General features: G+C 73.1%; 15 protein-coding genes and 1 pseudogene. 4 read left to right on the forward strand and 12 right to left on the reverse strand.

Going from position 1 to position 16,921, the window contains the following annotated elements; all coding sequences use genetic code 11:
- A pseudogene (locus CCN35_RS21760) lies at window positions 1–568 on the forward strand (hypothetical protein); the annotation flags it as partial.
- A 70-nt stretch (window positions 569–638) separates the two neighbouring features.
- Here the strand turns inward: CCN35_RS21760 and CCN35_RS21765 are convergent.
- Both CCN35_RS21765 and CCN35_RS21770 read right to left on the reverse strand, forming a co-directional pair.
- A complete protein-coding gene (locus tag CCN35_RS21765) occupies window positions 639–1,037 on the reverse strand; it encodes a RidA family protein (RefSeq protein ID WP_067398518.1) in 399 nt (132 codons plus the stop codon).
- Window positions 1,034–2,173 carry an acyl-CoA dehydrogenase family protein gene (locus tag CCN35_RS21770; protein ID WP_086793983.1) on the reverse strand — a complete coding sequence of 380 codons (1,140 nt, stop codon included), beginning with the start codon at window positions 2,171–2,173 and terminating at the stop codon, window positions 1,034–1,036. Before CCN35_RS21770 ends, CCN35_RS21765 begins: the two co-directional genes overlap by 4 nt.
- A 129-nt stretch (window positions 2,174–2,302) precedes the next feature.
- Between CCN35_RS21770 and CCN35_RS21775 the strand changes: the two genes are divergently transcribed.
- Window positions 2,303–3,928 carry an AMP-binding protein gene (locus tag CCN35_RS21775; RefSeq protein ID WP_067398514.1) on the forward strand — a complete coding sequence of 542 codons (1,626 nt, stop codon included), beginning with the start codon at window positions 2,303–2,305 and terminating at the stop codon, window positions 3,926–3,928.
- Between the two features lie 109 nt (window positions 3,929–4,037).
- Entirely contained in the window at window positions 4,038–4,859 is an 822-nt protein-coding gene (locus tag CCN35_RS21780; RefSeq protein WP_067398511.1) for a PaaX family transcriptional regulator, read from the forward strand.
- Window positions 4,860–4,884: 25 nt separating this feature from the next.
- On the opposite strand, the gene CCN35_RS21785 is transcribed toward CCN35_RS21780, so the two are convergent.
- Both CCN35_RS21785 and CCN35_RS21790 read right to left on the reverse strand, forming a co-directional pair.
- Complete coding sequence (locus CCN35_RS21785; protein ID WP_245863341.1) at window positions 4,885–7,164, reverse strand: bifunctional salicylyl-CoA 5-hydroxylase/oxidoreductase; 2,280 nt, start codon at window positions 7,162–7,164, stop codon at window positions 4,885–4,887.
- A gap of 7 nt (window positions 7,165–7,171) precedes the next feature.
- On the reverse strand, window positions 7,172–7,999 hold the full coding sequence (locus CCN35_RS21790) for an enoyl-CoA hydratase family protein (protein WP_086793985.1): 828 nt from the start codon (window positions 7,997–7,999) through the stop codon (window positions 7,172–7,174).
- A 307-nt stretch (window positions 8,000–8,306) separates the two neighbouring features.
- On the opposite strand from CCN35_RS21790, the gene CCN35_RS21795 reads away from it, so the two are divergent.
- The gene (locus tag CCN35_RS21795; protein ID WP_201450910.1) at window positions 8,307–8,789 is read left to right on the forward strand and encodes an ATP-binding protein; all 483 of its coding nucleotides are present in this window, start codon (window positions 8,307–8,309) and stop codon (window positions 8,787–8,789) included.
- A 91-nt stretch (window positions 8,790–8,880) separates the two neighbouring features.
- Here CCN35_RS21795 and argF read toward each other — a convergent pair whose 3' ends face one another.
- The 8 genes from argF to CCN35_RS21835 all read right to left on the reverse strand — a co-directional run bounded on the left by argF (window position 8,881) and on the right by CCN35_RS21835 (window position 16,729).
- Window positions 8,881–9,888 carry an ornithine carbamoyltransferase gene (gene argF, locus CCN35_RS21800; RefSeq protein ID WP_086793987.1) on the reverse strand — a complete coding sequence of 336 codons (1,008 nt, stop codon included), beginning with the start codon at window positions 9,886–9,888 and terminating at the stop codon, window positions 8,881–8,883.
- 309 nt (window positions 9,889–10,197) lie between these two features.
- A complete protein-coding gene (locus CCN35_RS21805) occupies window positions 10,198–11,463 on the reverse strand; it encodes a cytochrome P450 family protein (RefSeq protein ID WP_067398503.1) in 1,266 nt (421 codons plus the stop codon).
- Between the two features lie 46 nt (window positions 11,464–11,509).
- Window positions 11,510–12,772, reverse strand: coding sequence for a cytochrome P450 (locus CCN35_RS21810; protein WP_086793989.1), 1,263 nt, complete (start codon window positions 12,770–12,772; stop codon window positions 11,510–11,512).
- The gene (locus tag CCN35_RS21815; RefSeq protein WP_067398499.1) at window positions 12,769–13,374 is read right to left on the reverse strand and encodes a GTP-binding protein; all 606 of its coding nucleotides are present in this window, start codon (window positions 13,372–13,374) and stop codon (window positions 12,769–12,771) included. The genes CCN35_RS21810 and CCN35_RS21815 overlap by 4 nt, the downstream gene beginning before the upstream one ends.
- A complete protein-coding gene (locus CCN35_RS21820) occupies window positions 13,352–13,711 on the reverse strand; it encodes a DUF742 domain-containing protein (RefSeq protein WP_067398497.1) in 360 nt (119 codons plus the stop codon). The genes CCN35_RS21815 and CCN35_RS21820 overlap by 23 nt, the downstream gene beginning before the upstream one ends.
- Window positions 13,708–14,124 carry a roadblock/LC7 domain-containing protein gene (locus tag CCN35_RS21825; RefSeq protein ID WP_086793990.1) on the reverse strand — a complete coding sequence of 139 codons (417 nt, stop codon included), beginning with the start codon at window positions 14,122–14,124 and terminating at the stop codon, window positions 13,708–13,710. Before CCN35_RS21825 ends, CCN35_RS21820 begins: the two co-directional genes overlap by 4 nt.
- Before the next feature lie 8 nt (window positions 14,125–14,132).
- Window positions 14,133–15,710 (reverse strand): ATP-binding protein, encoded by a 1,578-nt coding sequence (locus CCN35_RS21830; RefSeq protein WP_086793992.1) that lies wholly within the window; start codon window positions 15,708–15,710, stop codon window positions 14,133–14,135.
- A gap of 779 nt (window positions 15,711–16,489) precedes the next feature.
- Entirely contained in the window at window positions 16,490–16,729 is a 240-nt protein-coding gene (locus CCN35_RS21835) for a hypothetical protein (protein ID WP_086793994.1), read from the reverse strand.
- Window positions 16,730–16,921 lie beyond the last annotated feature (192 nt).

Here is a 16,921-nt window from a genome sequence, read left to right on the forward strand (position 1 = left end):
GGTGCCCCTGCTCGCCGGGCTGGCGGTGGTCCCGGCGGCGTTCACGCTCGCCGGGTTCAACTGGTGGGAGGCGTACCGGCTGCTGGTCACGCGCTACCACCAGGGTGTGGGAGGCATCCGTCCCTACGGCTACTGGGTGTGGGCCAATCTCGCCTGCGCGGTGCTCGTCACGGGCCCGGCGACGGCGGCGGGTCTGCGGCGGGCGGGTGCGGTGCTCGTCCGGCGCCGCGGCGACGTGCTCTCCCGCCCCGCGGGTTCCGCCGCCGGCGCCCGTCTCGCGCTCCTCGTGTGCGCGGCGCTCCTGGCGCTGCTGGTCGCCGATCTGTCCGGCATGAGCAAGGCGGAGACGGAACGCATCTGGCTGCCCTTCACGCTGTGGCTGCTCCCGGCGTGCGCGTTCCTCGCCCTCCCTTGTGCTTCCGGCTCCTTCCTCCCCCGCGCCTCCGGCTCCTGTCCCTCCCCTGACTCCGGCTCCGCTCCGGCAGGGGGGATTCCCCTCCGTGCCTGGCTCGCCGCCCAGGCGCTGCTCGCCCTGCTCCTCAACCATCTGCTGATCACCCGGTGGTGACCGCTTCGCGGGAGGCACGGCCGGCGGGCCGCCCGGACCGGTTCAGCGGGCCCGGTCCGCTCGCCGGCCGTCAGGGCAGGACCGCGAAGCCGTCCAGTTCGACCAGGGCCTCCTCGTCCCACAGGCGGACGACTTCCACGACCGCCATCGCCGGGTAGTCCCGCCCGGCCAGCCGGCGCCAGCAGCGGCCGAGTTCGGGGGCGTGGGCGCGGTATGCGGCGAGGTCGGTGGTGTACACCGTGACGCGGGCGAGGCCGGCGGGGGTGCCGCCGGCGGCGCGCAGGGCGGCGAGGAGGTTGGCCAGGGCGCGTTCGAACTGTTCGGGGAGGGTGTCGCCGACCACCTTGCCGTCCGTGTCCAGTGCGGTCTGGCCGGCCAGGAACAGGACCCGGGAGCCGGTGGCGACCACGGCGTGGGAGAAGCCCGTGGGCGGGGACAGGTCGGGCGGGTTGACACGTTCGACGGTCATGGGGCCTCCCCGGTGGGATGCGGCTCGGCGTACAGCTCCCGGGCGATGATCTCCCGCTGCACCTCGCTCGCCCCCTCGTAGATCCGGGGGGCGCGGACCTCGCGGTAGAGGTGTTCGAGGAGGTGGCCGCGGGCCAGGGCGCGGGCGCCGTGCAGCTGGACGGCGGTGTCGACGACGTACTGCGCGGTCTCGGTGGCGAGCAGTTTCGCCATGGCGGCGCGGCGGGGGACGTCGGGGGCGCCGTCGTCGTACGCCGTCGCCGCCGCGTACACCATCAGCCGGGCCGCCTCCGTGCGCAGGGCCATCTCGGCGACCTGGTGGGCGACCGTCTGAAGGTCCTTCAGGGGGCCGCCGAAGGCCTTCCGGCGCGCGGTGTGGGCGAGGGTCGCGTCCAGTGCCGCCTGTGCCATGCCCACGGCGAACGCGCCGACGCTGGGACGGAACAGGTTGAGTGTGCTCATGGCGACCCGGAAGCCGCCGTCCACCTCGCCGACCACGTCGTCCGCCGTGACGGGGACGTCGTCGAAGTCGAGTGCGCCGACGGGGTGCGGGGCGAGCATCTCCAGCGCGGTGCCGGTCAGGCCGGGGCGGTCCGCCGGAACCAGGAACGCGGTCACCCCGCGGGAGCGGGCGTCCGGGGTCGTGCGTGCGAAGACGATCTGGAAGTCGGCCTCGGGGGCGTTGGAGATCCAGCACTTCCGTCCGGTGAGCCGCCAGCGGCCCGGCCCCTCCGGTGCGGCGCGAAGGGTCAGTGCCGCCGCGTCCGAGCCCGCGTCCGGCTCGCTGAGGGCGAAGGCCGCCACCGCGCTGCCCTCGATCACCCGCGGCAGCCAGCGGGCGCGCTGGGCCGGGGTGCCGTGGGCGTGCAGGGGGTGGGCTCCCAGGCCCTGCAGGGCCAGGGCGGTCTCGGCCTCGGTGCAGACGTACGCGAGGGACTCCCGCATCAGGCACAGGTCCAGCGCGCCCGAGGTGAACAGCCGTTCCAGCAGGCCGAGTCGGCCGAGTTCCGCGAGCAGGGGGCGGTTGACGCGGCCCGGCTCGCCCCGGTCCGCGAGCGGACGCAGCCGGTCGGCGGCCAGAGCGCGCAACTCGGCGCACCAGGCGGCCTGTTCGGGCCCGAGCGAGAATGCGGGCATACGCCGGTCCTCCTCCGCGACGGTCCGGTGCGACCGGGACGCAGCCACCGTATCGCGCACCATTGACTGTCGTCACCAGCGCGCTACGCTCCCGATGCGAGCCCACCACGGCAAAGGGGGCGAACCATCATGGATCCGACCAGGACCGGCATACGACCGCCGACGGCCTCGGCCCATGTCGACACCTTCGCGCGCGACCGTCTCCCACCCCCGGACCAGTGGCCCGAACTCCGCTTCGACCTGCCCGAACTGCGCTATCCCGACCGGCTGAACTGCGCCGTCGAACTGCTGGACCACGCCGGCCCCGACCGCCCGGTGTTCCGCACCCCGGCCGGAGAGACCTGGAGCTACGGCGAGCTGCGCACCCGTGTCGACCGCATCGCGCACCTGCTCACCGGCACGCTCGGTGTCGTCCCCGGCAACCGCGTCCTGCTGCGCGGCCCGACCACCCCCTGGCTGGCGGCCTGCTGGCTGGCCGTGCTGAAGGCCGGCGCGATCGCCGTCACCGTCCTGGCCCAGCACCGCCCGCACGAGCTGCGCACCATGTGCGAGATCGCCCAGGTCCGGCACGCGCTGTGCGACGTCCGGTCCGTCGACGACCTGGCCAAGGCGGAGATACCCGGGCTGACCGTGACCACCTACGGCGGTGACGGCCCCGACGACCTCCTGCGCCGCCCGGCACCCGACGCCCCCTTCCCGGCCGTGGACACCGCCGCCGACGACGTCGCGCTCATCGCGTTCACCTCGGGCACCACCGGACGGCCCAAGGGCTGTGTGCACTTCCACCGGGACGTGCTGGCGATCGCCGACACCTTCTCGAAGCATGTGCTCAGACCCCGCGCGGACGACCTGTTCGCGGGCAGTCCCCCGCTGGGGTTCACCTTCGGGCTCGGCGGGCTCGTCGTCTTCCCGATGCGCGCCGGCGCCTGTGCGCTGCTGCTCGAACAGGCCGCTCCGCGGCAGCTGCTGGCCGCGGTCGCCGAGCACCGGGTGTCCGTGCTGTTCACCGCGCCCACCGCCTACCGGGCGATGCTCGACGGACTCGACGCCCATGACGTCTCCTCGCTGCGGCGCTGCGTGTCCGCCGGGGAGAACCTGCCCGCGGCCACCTGGCACGCCTGGCACGAGCGGACCGGGCTGCGCATCATCAACGGCATCGGCGCGACCGAGCTGCTGCACATCTTCATCTCGGCGGCGGACGAGGACATCCGGCCGGGGACCACGGGCGTGCCCGTACCGGGGTGGTACGCGCGCGTGCAGGACGAGCGGGGCGTCCCCGTGCCCGACGGACAGCCCGGTCTGCTCGCCGTCCAGGGGCCGGTCGGCTGCCGCTATCTCGCCGATCCACGGCAACGCGAGTACGTACGGGACGGCTGGAACATCACCGGGGACACCTATGTCCGCGAACCGGACGGCTACTTCCGTTACCTCGCCCGCGCCGACGACATGATCATCTCGGCCGGGTACAACATCGCGGGACCGGAGGTGGAGGAGGCGCTGCTGCGCCACCCGGACGTGCTCGAGGCGGCGGTCGTCGGACGGCCCGACGAGGCCCGCGGGCAGATCGTGGTGGCCCACGTCGTGCTGCGGCCGGGCGCGCCGCGGGACCCGGAGGCGCTGCGCGCCCATGTGAAGTTTGAGCTGGCCCCGTACAAGTGCCCGCGCGAGATCGTCTTCCTGGACGCGCTGCCGCGCACGGCCACCGGCAAGCTCCAGCGGTTCCGGTTGCGCGACCGGGGCGGCGGGAGCGGGTGACCGGGAGCAGGACCGGGCGGCGCTCCCAAAGCGCCCGCAGCGACGGGCCGGAAGGGCGCATCCGGTGCGGCGAGGCTGGTGTGACCAGCAGTGATGCCGACGACCTAAAATGATCAACGTGTCCGAGCAGCAGGCGCTACATGCCCCGAGGTCCTTGATCGTCACGCTCTACGGTGCGTACGGCCGCTTCGTTCCGGGCCCGGTGCCCGTCGCCGAGCTGATCCGGCTGCTGGCCGCCGTGGGGGTGGACGCGCCGTCCGTGCGGTCCTCGGTGTCACGGCTCAAGCGGCGCGGCCTGCTGCTGCCGGCCCGTACGGCACAGGGCGCCGCGGGCTACGAACTCTCCGCCGAGGCACGGCAGTTGCTGGAGGACGGCGACCGCCGCATCTACGCCACGGAGCAGCCCGGGGACGAGGGCTGGGTGCTGGCGGTGTTCTCCGTGCCCGAGTCCGAGCGCAACAAGCGGCACGTGCTGCGCTCCCGGCTGGCCGCGCTCGGCTTCGGCACGGCGGCACCGGGGGTGTGGATCGCCCCGGCCCGGCTGTACGAGGAGACCCGGCACACGCTGCAGAGGCTGGGCCTGGACCCGTACGTGGACTTCTTCCGCGGCGAGCACCTGGGCTTCACCCCGACCGCGGAGGCGGTCGGGCGGTGGTGGGACCTGGCGGCGATCGCCCGGCAGCACGAGGCGTTCCTGGAGCGGCACGCGGGCGTGCTGCGCGCCTGGGAGCAGCGCACGGACACCCCTCCCGAGGAGGCCTACCGCGACTACCTCCTCGCCCTGGACTCCTGGCGTCATCTGCCGTACGCCGACCCGGGTCTGCCCGCCCGGCTGCTGCCCGCCGACTGGCCGGGCACCCGCTCGGCCGCCGTCTTCCGCGGGCTGCACGAACGGCTGCGGGACGCGGGGGCCGAGTTCGTGGGGCTCTGAGCCGCACCGGACCCCGTTCTCTCGGTCATCTCCCCAGGGTCAGGCGGGGTTTGGGGGCGTCCGTGCGGCCCGTCGGCGGGCGGCGGCTGCCCGCACGGTAGGGCGCGGGCCACACGGCGGCGGGGCCGGTGTAGCCCTGCTCGACGGCGGCGTGCAGCGTCCAGTGCGGGTCGTACAGGTGCGGGCGGCCCAGGGCGCACAGGTCCGCCCGCCCGGCCAGGATCAGGGAGTTGACGTCGTCCCAGGAGGAGATCGCGCCGACCGCGATCACCGGGACGCCCACCGCCCGGCGGATGCGGTCGGCGAACGGCACCTGGTAGGAGCGTCCGAACTCCGGTTGCTCCTCGGCCACCACCTGCCCGGTCGACACGTCGATCGCGTCGGCGCCGTGCGCGGCGAAGGCACGTGCGATCTCCACGGCCTCCTCGGCGGTCGTCCCGCCCTCGGCCCAGTCGGTGGCGGAGATCCGCACGGTCATGGGGCGTTCCTCGGGCCAGACCTCCCGTACGGCGTCGAAGACCTCCAGCGGGAACCGCAGCCGCCTCTCCAGTGAGCCTCCGTAGGCGTCCGTGCGGAGGTTGGTGAGCGGGGAGAGGAAACCGGAGAGCAGATAGCCGTGGGCGCAGTGCAGTTCGAGCAGGTCGAAGCCGGCCCGGGCGGCCCGGACGGCGGCGTTCACGAACTGCTCGCGGATGTCGGTGAGCCGGGCCCGGGTGAGTTGGCGCGGTATCTGGCTGCCGGGTCTGTACGGCAGCGGGGAGGCGGCCACCAGCGGCCAGTTGCCCCGCGGCAGCGGCTCGTCCATGCCCTCCCACATCCGCCTGGTCGACCCCTTGCGTCCGCTGTGGCCGAGCTGCACGCCGATCGCGGTGCCCGGTGCCTGCCGGTGCACGAAGTCGGTGATCCTCCGCCAGGCCTCGGCCTGCTTGCCGGACCACAGACCGGTGCAGCCCGGGGTGATCCGGCCCTCGGGGCTGACGCACACCATCTCGGTCATCACCAGGCCCGCGCCGCCCAGCGCCCGGGCGCCCAGGTGCACCAGGTGGAAGTCGCCGGGGACGCCGTCGACCGCCGAGTACATGTCCATGGGGGAGACCACGACCCGGTTGCGCAGGGTCAGGCCGCGCAGCCGGAACGGGGTGAACATCGGGGGCGTGCCGGGCGGGCAGCCGAACTCGCGCTCCACGGCCTCGGTGAAACGGGGGTCGCGCATCCGGAGGTTGGCGTGGGTGACGCGGCGGCTGCGGGTGAGCAGGCCGAAGGCGAACTGGCGGGGCGGCCGGTCGAGGTGGAGGGCCAGGTCCTCGAACCACTCCAGGCTGGCCCGTGCGGCGCGCTGGGTGGAGGCGACGACCGGTTTCCGCTCCTCCTCGTAGGCCGCCAGCGCCTTGGGCAGGGAGGGCTGTTCCTCCAGGCAGGCGGCCAGGGCGAGGGCGTCCTCGACGGCGAGTTTGGTGCCGGAGCCGATGGAGAAGTGGGCGGTGTGGGCGGCGTCGCCGAGCAGCACCAGATTGCCGTGCGACCAGCGGGCGTTGGTCACGGTGCGGAAGGTGGTCCACACGGACCTGTTGGAGTGCAGGGGGCGTCCGCCGAGGGCGTCGGCGAAGATCTTGGCGCAGCGTTCGACGGACTCCCGCTCGTCCAGGGCGTCGAAGCCGGCCGCGCGCCACACCTCCTCCCGCATCTCGACGATCACGGTCGAGGAGCCGGCCGCGTAGGGGTAGCCGTGCAGCTGCATCACGCCGTGCTCCGTCTCGGCGATCTCGAAACGGAAGGCGTCGAAGGCGAGATCGGCGGCGAGCCAGATGTAGCGGCAGCGGTGACCGGTCACCCGGGGGCGGAAGACGTCGGCGTATCTCCCGCGGGTGGCGCTGCGCACTCCGTCGGCGGCGACGACCAGGTCGTGGGTCTCGCGGAGCCGGTCCGGGGGCGGGGCCGGGGTGCGAAAGCGCAGCTCGACGCCGAGGGAGCGGCAGCGTTCGTGGAGGATGTGCAGCAGGCGCCGTCTGCCGAGTGCGGCGAAGCCGTGGCCGCCACAGGTGTGCCGGATGCCGCGGTGCACGATGTCGATGGCGTCCCAGCGCACGAACTCCTTGCGCAGGGCCTCGTACACCACCGGGTCGGCGTGCTCGATCCCGCCGAGCGTCTCGTCGGAGAGCACGATCCCGAATCCGAAGGTGTCGTCGGGCGCGTTGCGCTCCCAGACGGTGATCTCGCGGTCCGGGTCGAGCCGCTTCAGCAGGGCGGCGGTGTACAGACCGCCGGGGCCGCCGCCGACGACCGCGACCCTCAGGGCACCGGTCACCGCGCCTCTACCTCCCCCGCCACTTCGGCGGGCGCTTCCCGGTGAAGGCCGCGTGGAACTCGGCGTAGTCCTCGCCGCGCATCAGCAGGGCCTGGGTGGAGGCGTCCAGTTCGACGGCGGCGGACAGGGGCATGTCCAGTTCGGCGGTGAGCAGCGCCTTGGTCTGGGCGTGGGCGAGGGCCGGGCCGTCGGCCAGCCGGCGGGCGAGGGCCTGGGCGGCCTCGTCGGCGCGGCCCTCGTCGGTGAGCTGGCTGATCAGGCCGATCCGCTCGGCCTCGGGTGCGCGGACCGGTTCGCCGAGCATCAGCAGCCGGGTCGCGTGGCCGAGTCCGACGATGCGGGGCAGCAGATAGGCGGCGCCCATGTCGCCCCCGGACAGGCCGACGCGGGTGAAGAGGAAGACGAACCGGGCGGTGGGGTCCGCGACGCGGAAGTCCGCCGCCAGGGCCAGGACCGCGCCGGCTCCGGCCGCCACCCCGTGCACCGCCGCGATCACCGGGAACGGGCACTCCCGCAGGGCCCGGACGACCTGCCCGGTCATCCGGTTGAAGTCCATCAGCTCGGATGCGTCCATGCTCAGCGTGGCGCCGATGATCTCGTCCACGTCGCCGCCCGAGCAGAAGCCGCGTCCCTCCCCGGCCAGCACCAGGGCGCGCACGGCCCGCTCACGGGACAGTTCGGCGAGCAGGTCGCGCAGGTCGGCGTAGGCGCCGAAGGTGAGCGCGTTCAGCCTGTCGGGGCGGGCGAGGGTGACCGTGGCGATGCCGTCGGCGCGCTCGACGCGCAGATGGCGCCAGTGGGAGGTGCGGGCTGCGGAGCCGGTGAAGGGACTCATGACGTACGGCCTCCTCGCGGGAACTGCCACGACCTCTGCCACGCCGAGCTGTTTCCCCCGAAGCTATCACTCATCTGTGACTGCCGTCACGGCCACGCAATAGCGTTTGTGGCAAAGTGGCGGATAACCGCCGGTTCGTCGCGGACCCGTCACCGGCGCGGCGCATACGGGCGAAGTCGTGGGAGCCCGACCGTCCGCCCTGGTGAGCCGCCCCGTGCCGGGTCCGGCGGTGCCGGTGCGGAGGCCGCCGGAAACCGCCGCCGACGGGCCCCGTACCATTCCCTCGTCGACCGACAGGACAGCCTGGATGGTGCCCACTGGGCTGCCCTGCGCCACGAACGGACACACGGTGCACGAACCCCCCTCCTCGACCTCCCCCGCCTCCTGGCGCGTCGCGCTGCCGCACACGGCCGCCGCCGTACCCGTGGCCCGTGCCCTGATCCGCACCGTGCTGGCCGAGCTGGAGCACACGGCCGACAGCGACACCGCGGAGCTGCTGACGGCGGAGCTGGTGGCGAACGCCGTGGAGCACACCGCGGGGCGGGGCCCGATCGAGCTGGTGGTGGAGCTGCTGCCGACCGGCTGCCATGTCGAGGTGCACGACCCGGACCCGGATCCGCCCGGCGGTCTGACGCGCCCCTGCCTGACGGCGCCGGATCCCTGGCAGGAGCACGGACGCGGCCTGCTGCTGATCCGCACCCTCAGCGCCGCCTGCGGACACCGCCCGACCGCGTCGGGCAAGGCGGTGTGGTTCAGACTGACCTCTCCGCCCCGGCTGCGTCCGGCCTGACCGGCGCCCGCCGCCGCGCCGCGGCACCGGGCCGACCGGGGCGCGCCACGACAAGGGAGCGGGGTCCCGCCGCCCGCCGGGCCGGGTCCGCTCAGGCCAGCGTGGCGACCATGACCGCCTTGATGGTGTGCAGCCGGTTCTCCGCCTCGTCGAAGACGACCGAGTGCGGCGACTCGAACACCTCGTCGGTCACCTCCAGCGAACTGAGGCCGTACCGCTCGTGGATCTCGCGGCCGACCTTGGTGCCCAGGTCGTGGAAGGCGGGCAGGCAGTGCAGGAACTTCACGTCCGGGTTGCCGGTGGCGCGCAGGACGTCCATCGTCACCGCGTACGGGGCGAGGGCCGCGATCCGCTCGGCCCACACCTCCTGGGGCTCGCCCATGGACACCCACACGTCGGTGGCCACGAAGTCGGCCCCGCGCACACCGTCGTCCAGGGACTCGGTGAGGGTGATGCGCGCACCGCTGGAGGCGGCCAGCTCGTGGGCCCGGTCGACGACGTCCTGGGCCGGCCAGTACGTCTTGGGGGCGACCAGGCGGACGTCCATGCCGAGCAGGGCGCCGGTGACCAGGTAGGAGTTGCCCATGTTGAAGCGGGCGTCGCCGAGGTAGGCGAAGGTGGTCTCGTTCAGCGGCTTGGCGCCGTGCTCGGTCATGGTGAGCACGTCGGCGAGCATCTGGGTGGGGTGCCAGTCGTCGGTGAGCCCGTTGTAGACGGGGACGCCGGCGTACGCGGCGAGCTCCTCGACGGTGTCCTGGCTGTCGCCCCGGTACTCGATCGCGTCGTACATCCGGCCGAGGACGCGGGCGGTGTCCTTCACGGACTCCTTGTGCCCGATCTGCGACACGGACGGGTCGAGATACGTCGTCGAGGCCCCCTGGTCGGCGGCGGCGACCTCGAACGCGCAGCGGGTGCGGGTCGAGGTCTTCTCGAAGATCAGCGCGATGTTCTTCCCCCGCAGGTACGGCGTCTCGGTGCCGGCCTTCTTGGCGGCCTTCAGCTCGGCCGCCAGCTCGACCAGACCGCGGAACTCCTCCTGGGTGAAGTCCAGCTCCTTGAGGAAGTGGCGGCCGGCGAGGGCGGTCGGGACTGTCGCCATGGGGGCACTCCAGCAGGTGGGGGACGGAACGGACCGAGCGGACGGGATGGACAGGGGTGGACAGGGACGGGCAGGGGCGAGGCTGCCACCTTGGAAGTCTATACGAACTTTTGAATTTCTATGCAGAGGGTCGGCGGGAGGGCCGCCGGGACCGCCGCGGCCATCGTCCCACGGCACACGCCGGCCCGACGGACGCCGGCCGGCGGACGACAGCGACGGACGGCCTCGGCGGACGACAAAGGTGCGGAACCCGTCGGACCAGGTCCCGCACCTCAGGGCCGCTCGGCGCCGTCCAGTGCCCCGGCGCGGTCAGGCGCCGCCAGAGCTCGGCGTCCCCAGGTGGACGGGGAGGGCCTGGACCGAGTTGGAGAACATGGAGGCGACGGGCACGAGGTCGCCGGGGTCCACCGCCAGCGACAGGTCGGGGTAGCGGGCGAACAGTGCCGGCAGCGCGATGTTCGCCTCCAGCCGGGCCAGCGGCGCGCCCACGCAGATGTGCGGCCCGTGACCGAACGAGATGTGCCTGGTCCGGGGGCGGGTGATGTCGAAGCGGTGGGCGTTCGGCCCGTGGTGGGTGCTGTCCCGGCCGACGGCGCTGTACGGGGCGAGGATGGCCTCGCCCGCGGGGATGGTGACGCCGGCGATCTCGATGTCCTCGAGGGGGTAGCGGGCCATGAAGTTGCCGATCGGGGCGTCCCAGCGCAGGGTCTCCTCCACCACCGCCGACCAGACCTCGGCGTCCCCGTCGAGGGCCAGGGCGCGCTGGTCGGGGTGGGTGAGCAGGGCCCGGACGGCGTTGACCAGCAGGCTGAGGGTGGTCTCGTGGCCGGCGGAGACCATCACCCACAGCGTGCCGAGCAGCTCCTCGTGGCTGAGGGTGTCGGGCTCCTCCTCGCGGGCGGCGATGAGGGCACTGGTCAGGTCGTCCCCCGGCTCCTTGCGCCGCGCCTCGACGAGCCGGTCGAGCAGCAGGTAGATGTCCCGCTGGGTGTTCAGCACCTCCTCCGGGGTGGTGTTGGTGCGGAAGATGCTGTCGACCAGGGCGCGCATCTCGTCGCGCTCGTGCTCGGGCACACCGACCAGCTCGCAGATCACCTGCATGGGCACCGGGTAGGCGAAGTGCCGGCGCAGGTCGACCGCCCCGTCCTCGCCGGCGTGCCCGGGCAGGGCGTCCAGCAGGTTCTCGGTGATCTCCACGATGCGCGGGCGCAGGGACTGGACCCGCTGCGGGGTCAGGGTCTTGGTGACCAGTCTGCGCAGCCGGTGGTGCTCCGCGCCGTCGGCGGTCACCATGTTGGTGACCTTGACCATGCCGATCAGGGGCCAGTCGTCGGGTATCTCGCCGTTGCGGATGGCGTTCCAGTTGTTCCAGTCCTTGCTGATCCGGGGGTCGGTCACCAGGTCGACGAGGAGCTGGTGACGGGTGACCGCCCAGGCCCGCACACCGCCGGGCAGCTCGACCCGGACGACGGGGCCGAGCTCGCGCAGCCGAGCGGCCTCGCCGTGGTGGTCGGAACCGGTGGGGTCGAGGCGGATCAGGGGCACCTGGTGGGCGGAGACGTCCTGGACGGTCATGCACTACCTCCGTTGGCGGGCCGCGTTCTGGCGGATTGTCAAATGATCATGCTCCATGAGGCGGCGCCGGGGAAAGGGGCCGGGTGAAGGTCACCGGCAGGGAGACGGGGCAGCGCGTCCACGGCGAAGGCCGCAGAGCGATCTCGTCGGCGGGAATCTCCAGCCGGACGTCGGGCAGGCGGTGCAGAGCGGTCTCGACGGCGGTGCGCGTGATCAGACGGGCGGGAATCCGGGCGGGGCAGGCGTGCGGACCGGCGCTCCAGGCCAGGTGGGAACGGTTTCCCGGCTCCGCCGAGGGGTCGCCGTCGTGGATGCGGGGATCGTCGTTGGCGGCGGCCAGGCCGAGGATCAGGGCGTCTCCCTTGCGGATGCGCTGACCGCCCAGCTCGGTGTCGCGCAGCGCGTAGCGGGCGGGCATGTGGGTCATGGGCGGGTGACGCCACAGCACCTCGTCCAGGGCGTCGTCGATGCCCAGGCGTCCGCCGCGCATCCGTCCGGCGAAACGCGGGTCGGTGAGCATCAGCTGCAGGGTGCGGGCGATCCAGATGGTGGTGGTCTCCTGCCCCGCGGAGATCATCACCACCATGGACTGCAGGACCTCGGAGTCGTCGCGCAGATCGGGGTGGGCGAGGAATCCGGAGGTGAGGTCGTCGGAGAGTGCGCTCCGGCGGGCGTTCATGACATCGGCGAGGACCTCCTCGAACCGGCGGTTGCCGGCCTGCGAGTCGTCGGCGGAGCCGAACAGCGCCGCCAGACCGGCCAGCAGCTCGTACCGTTCGGCCATGTCCAGGCCGAACAGGGAGGCGATGGCGAGCAGCGGAATGGACTGCGCGTACTCGGCCACCAGGTCGGCTCTGCCGCGGTCGGCGAAGCCGTCGATCAGGTCGGAGCACATCGCCTGGACCGACCGCCGCAGCCGCCGCTGGTCGATCGAGCTGACCCCGTCGTCCAGCGGCCGGCGCAGCCGCCGGTGCTCCTCCCCGTCGGCGCCGATGACATTGGCCCGCCAGAACATCATCGGTCCCAGCCCGGAGTCCGGGGGGACCACACCGGTCTGGAAGTCGCCCCAGTTGCGTGCGTCGCGGGAGTAGAGCTTCTCGTTGCGGGTGATGGTGAGCAGCTCCTGATAGCCCATCACGAGCCAGGCGGCCACGCCGGGTTCCAGCTCCACCCGGGCGACGGGGCCCCACTCCTCGCGCAGCCGGCGGTAGACGCTGTGCGGATCGGCGGACGCCGTCACCTCGGACAGGGAGGTGAGTCCGGCCGTCGTGGTGTGTGCCGGGCAGCCCGGCGGGGGTGAGGGAGTCATGAGGCCACCTTCCGCGCGCGGGAGAGCTCGGTCGCGTGCTGGACGAGGGCGATCAGCGCGTCCATCGCCTCGGTCCGGTCACGGGCGTCGCACTCCACGATCGGGGTCTCGGGCAGCAGGTCCATCGCCTGCCGCAGCTCCTGCTCGCTGTAGTGCTGGGTGTCGGGGAAGCGGTTGACCGCCACGATGAAGGGCGTGTCCCCGCGCAGTTCGAGCTGGTCGAGCACCTCGAAGCTGTCCTCCAGACGGCGTGTGTCGACCAGGACGAGCACCCCCACCGCGCCCTCGGCGAGGCCCTCCCAGAGATTCCAGAAGCGGCGCTGGCCCGGGGCGCCGAACAGGTACAGCACCAGACGCTCGTTGAGGGTGATGCGGCCGAAGTCCATCGCGACCGTGGTGGTGCGCTTCTCCGGCAGACCGGCCAGGCTGTCCACCCCCGCGCCGGCCTCGGTCATGGTCTCCTCGGTGCGCAGCGGCCGGATCTCGCTGACCGAGCCGACCAGGGTGGTCTTGCCGACGCCGAAGGCGCCGACGATGAGGATCTTCACCGGCTGCTGCACGGTATGGGGCAGATAGCGGTCAGCGGAGTTTGCGGAGACCATGCAGTACCTCCTCAAGGAGTGACGGGTCGGGAGAGGAGGCGGCCGGAATGCCCGAACGCGCCTGCAGATGCCCGGAGTCCACCAGGTCGGACGCCAGGATGGTGACGATGCTCACCGGAAGCTCCAGATGGGCGGCGGCCTCCGCCAGGGAGAGCAGCCGTGTGCACATCGTCAGCAGCGCCCGTTCCTGGCGGCTGGCCGAGACCGGCAGAGGTTTGTCCGGATTGGCCAGCAGCAGAGTGTCGACCCGCAGGGTGTTGCGGGTCGGCCGCGACCGCCCGCCGGTGAGCACATACGGCCGCAGCGGGCTGTCCCGGTACTCCTGGGGGTCACTCATGCCTGGACTTCCTGGCGGGTCGGGGTCGCCAGCCCCCGCTCCCCGAGCTTGAGGACCTGGGCCTGCATCTGCTGGGCCACCAGGGCCGGGTCGACGACCGCGTCGGTGACCACCGCCAGGTGCGTGCCGGTGGCGGCGGAGCGGACGAACAGGAAGCCGCCGTCCCACTCGGTCAGCTGCTGGCGCACCGTCTGGTTCCCGGAGCCGAACTCCTGCGCCAGGCTCTTGCCCAGGGACTGCAGGCCGGAGCAGGCCGCGGCCAGCCGGTCGGCGGTCTCCTGGTCGGTGCGGTCGCACCAGGTCACCGGAAGCCCGTCCGAGCTCAGCACCACCACGTGCCGCACCCCCTGCACCGACGTGACGTCGGCGATCATCCAGCTCTGCTCCTGCGCCTTCTGCTGGTCCTGCGTCATCGGCCTTCTCACTCCTGCGTGTTGTTACGGACGTTGTCGCCGGCGTCACCGGCCGTGTCACCCGGAGCCGGATCCGCGCCCTGTCCTCCCCGGAAGTAGGCGCCCATCCAGTCCGCCGCCTGCTGCGGTGTCGGGGCCGGCGCGGCCTGTGCCGCCGCGGCCGGCGAGGAGTCCGCGGTGGTCGGGGAGACGTCAGCCCCGCCCGGGGAACCGGCGCCCGACCTGCCTCTCAGCGAGCGCCGCTGCGGAAGCCCCGAGGGTGCGGTGCCCCCGCCGGCGGGCCCCCGCGAGGACGCGGGGGCCGCGGGTGCGGCGGGCTCCGCGGCACGGGCGCGCTGCCTCGGAAGGTTCACCCCCGCCGGCTCGAGGGTCTCCACCATCGCGGTCGGCACCAGGACCACGGCCCGTATCCCGCCGTACGGCGAGGGCATCAGGTCCACTCCGAACCCGTGGCGGCGGGCGTACTCCCCGACGACCGCGAGGCCCGTCTGCGGCACCTCGCCCACCTCGCCGATCCCCACCGGCCTGCGTCCCGAGGCCACCTCGCGGGCCTGCGCCAGCGAGTGCTCGTCCATGCCCACCCCGCCGTCGTCGATCTCGATGACGGCGCCCCGCTGCACGGAGCGCACCGCCACCGACACCTTGGTGCGCGGCGGGGAGGACTGCGTGGCATTGGCCAGCAGCTCCGCGGTCAGGTGGATCAGCGGCTCGACCACCTGCGGGGCGGCCGCCACATCCTGCTCCCCCGCCACCTCCACCCGCTGGAAGGCGGTGATCCGGCCCGAGGCGGCCCGCACCACGTCCACCAGGGCCAGCGGGTTCTGCCACTGCTGCCCCGGCCACTCCCGGCACAGCACCGCCAGGCTCTGGGCCAGCCGCGCCTGCTGGGCCGCGGAGTGGTCCACCGCCATGCTCGTCTCCAGGACGTCGGCGTTCTCCGGGTGCCGGGACGCCATCAGCGACGCCTCCTCCTGGATGCGGTGCGCCGCCGCCTGCACCCGCCGCGCGAGGGCGACCACCGCCAGCCGCAGGGTCTCCTGCCGCTCCCGGCTCTCCTCGGCCATCCCGGCCACCACGGCACGCACCCGCTCGAGCCCCCGGGCCACGTCCTCGTCGACCTTGCCGCCGGCCGTCCTCCCGGCCTTGCCGCCGTCGTTCCGGGCCTTGTCGCCGCCGGACACGGACGACGCCGGTTCGTCGCTCAGCAACGCGGGCAGCTGCACCGTCACCAGGTGCTCGATCGCGGCGCGCAGCGCCTCGGAACGTTCCTCCGCGAGGGCCCGCCACCGGGCCTCCTGCTCCTGGAGCTCCCTGTGGCGCTCCTGGATCTCCTCACGGAGGCGCTCGTCGATCTCCTCACGGAAGCGCTCGTTCTCGGCCACGGCGCCGCGGTACCGGCGGCGCGTCCACTCCACGGCCGCCAGCAGGACCAGGACCGCGACGCCCCCTGCCACGGCCCACCCGGGACGCGTTCCGCCGGCGATCAGGGCGACGGCGGCGGCACAGGCCGCGGCCGGGCCCAGGACGACCGGCCACAGCAGCCCGCTCGGGCGTGGGTGGGACGCGGAAGACGGGGAGCGAGCCATGAAACACCCTCAAGACAAGTCAACAACGGGGAAGGGGACCATCGTTCGCGGTCGCGGTGCCGGTCGGTGAAACCCGCTCCTGCGGCGGGAGCACAACCAAGGGGGAGGTGGGGGGGACTGCTCCCTCGTGATCACCGCGGGGAAGCCTACAACTCCATGGGAACCGCGGTCGTATCCGGTCGATCACACGATGCAGGGCATACAGCAGAATGGTTACTGCTCATCAGAACCCTTGTCACATGAACCACTTCTCTTCAGACACCGCCCAAGCGGTGTGTAGCAGACCGGATACAGGATGGTCCAATTCGCATCCTGGGCTGGCTAAGCTCGGGGAAGTGGTGTACAAGCTGCCGCCGCCCCGGCGGGTTGCCCGGCCGGGGAGAGCCGGAAAGGCGGTGCACGCACCGGGAGCACGCACGAGCCGACGGCCGGCCGGTGCGGGAGGACGCGAACCGCAGCCACGCTGCCGCCCCGGCCGTCTCCCTTGCCTCCAGGGCGAGTTGCTTCCCTTGGACGTGAAGGCGAAGGCGACGGCCCGTCGGCCCGCGCCGGGAGAAGCAGTCGCCGACGCAGTCGATACGGACGGTGCCGGTCCACGCGGCGACACGGAGGAAGCCGCCGCCCCGGCAGCGGCGTGCTGCGCCGGGGCGGCGGCTTCGGCTGTGCAGATGCCCCTGTGTGGTCGTGCCCCCATGTGGTTGTGTCCCTGTGCGGTCGACGAGTCGATGAAGGAGGGCGGCGGGACGACGGGGCGGTGTTCCCGAAGGGGCCGGCTCCCTTCAGCGGCCGCTGACGGCATCGGCGACGCGGGCGATGACGGAGGTGCGCTCCAGTCCGGAGTCCTCGTGCCGGTCGGCGGCCCGGTGGGCGGCGCAGAGGCCGCGCACGCCCAGCCGGCGCAGCGGCTCCGGCTCCCAGCCGCGCACCGTGCGGCCGACCCAGGGCAGCCGGGTGAGGCCGGTCCTGCGGCGCGGGATCAGGTCGCGCAGGGTACGGCCGGCGAGGGTGGCGCTGGTCACGCCGTGTCCGACGCAGCCGCCGGCCCAGCCCGGTCCGGTGCGCTCGTCCAGGNNAGCGCACCGGACCAGGTGTGGTCGATCGCGACACCCTCGGTGGCCGGGAAGAGCTGCCGCAGGATCGCCTGCACCTGCCTCCGGGCGACGGCCCTGCTCTCGCCGCGCCGGTCGACACGGGAGCCGAACCGGTACGGG

This window comes from Streptomyces thermovulgaris, assembly GCF_002155915.1.
In the GTDB taxonomy this organism is placed as follows: Bacteria; Actinomycetota; Actinomycetes; order Streptomycetales; family Streptomycetaceae; genus Streptomyces; species Streptomyces thermovulgaris.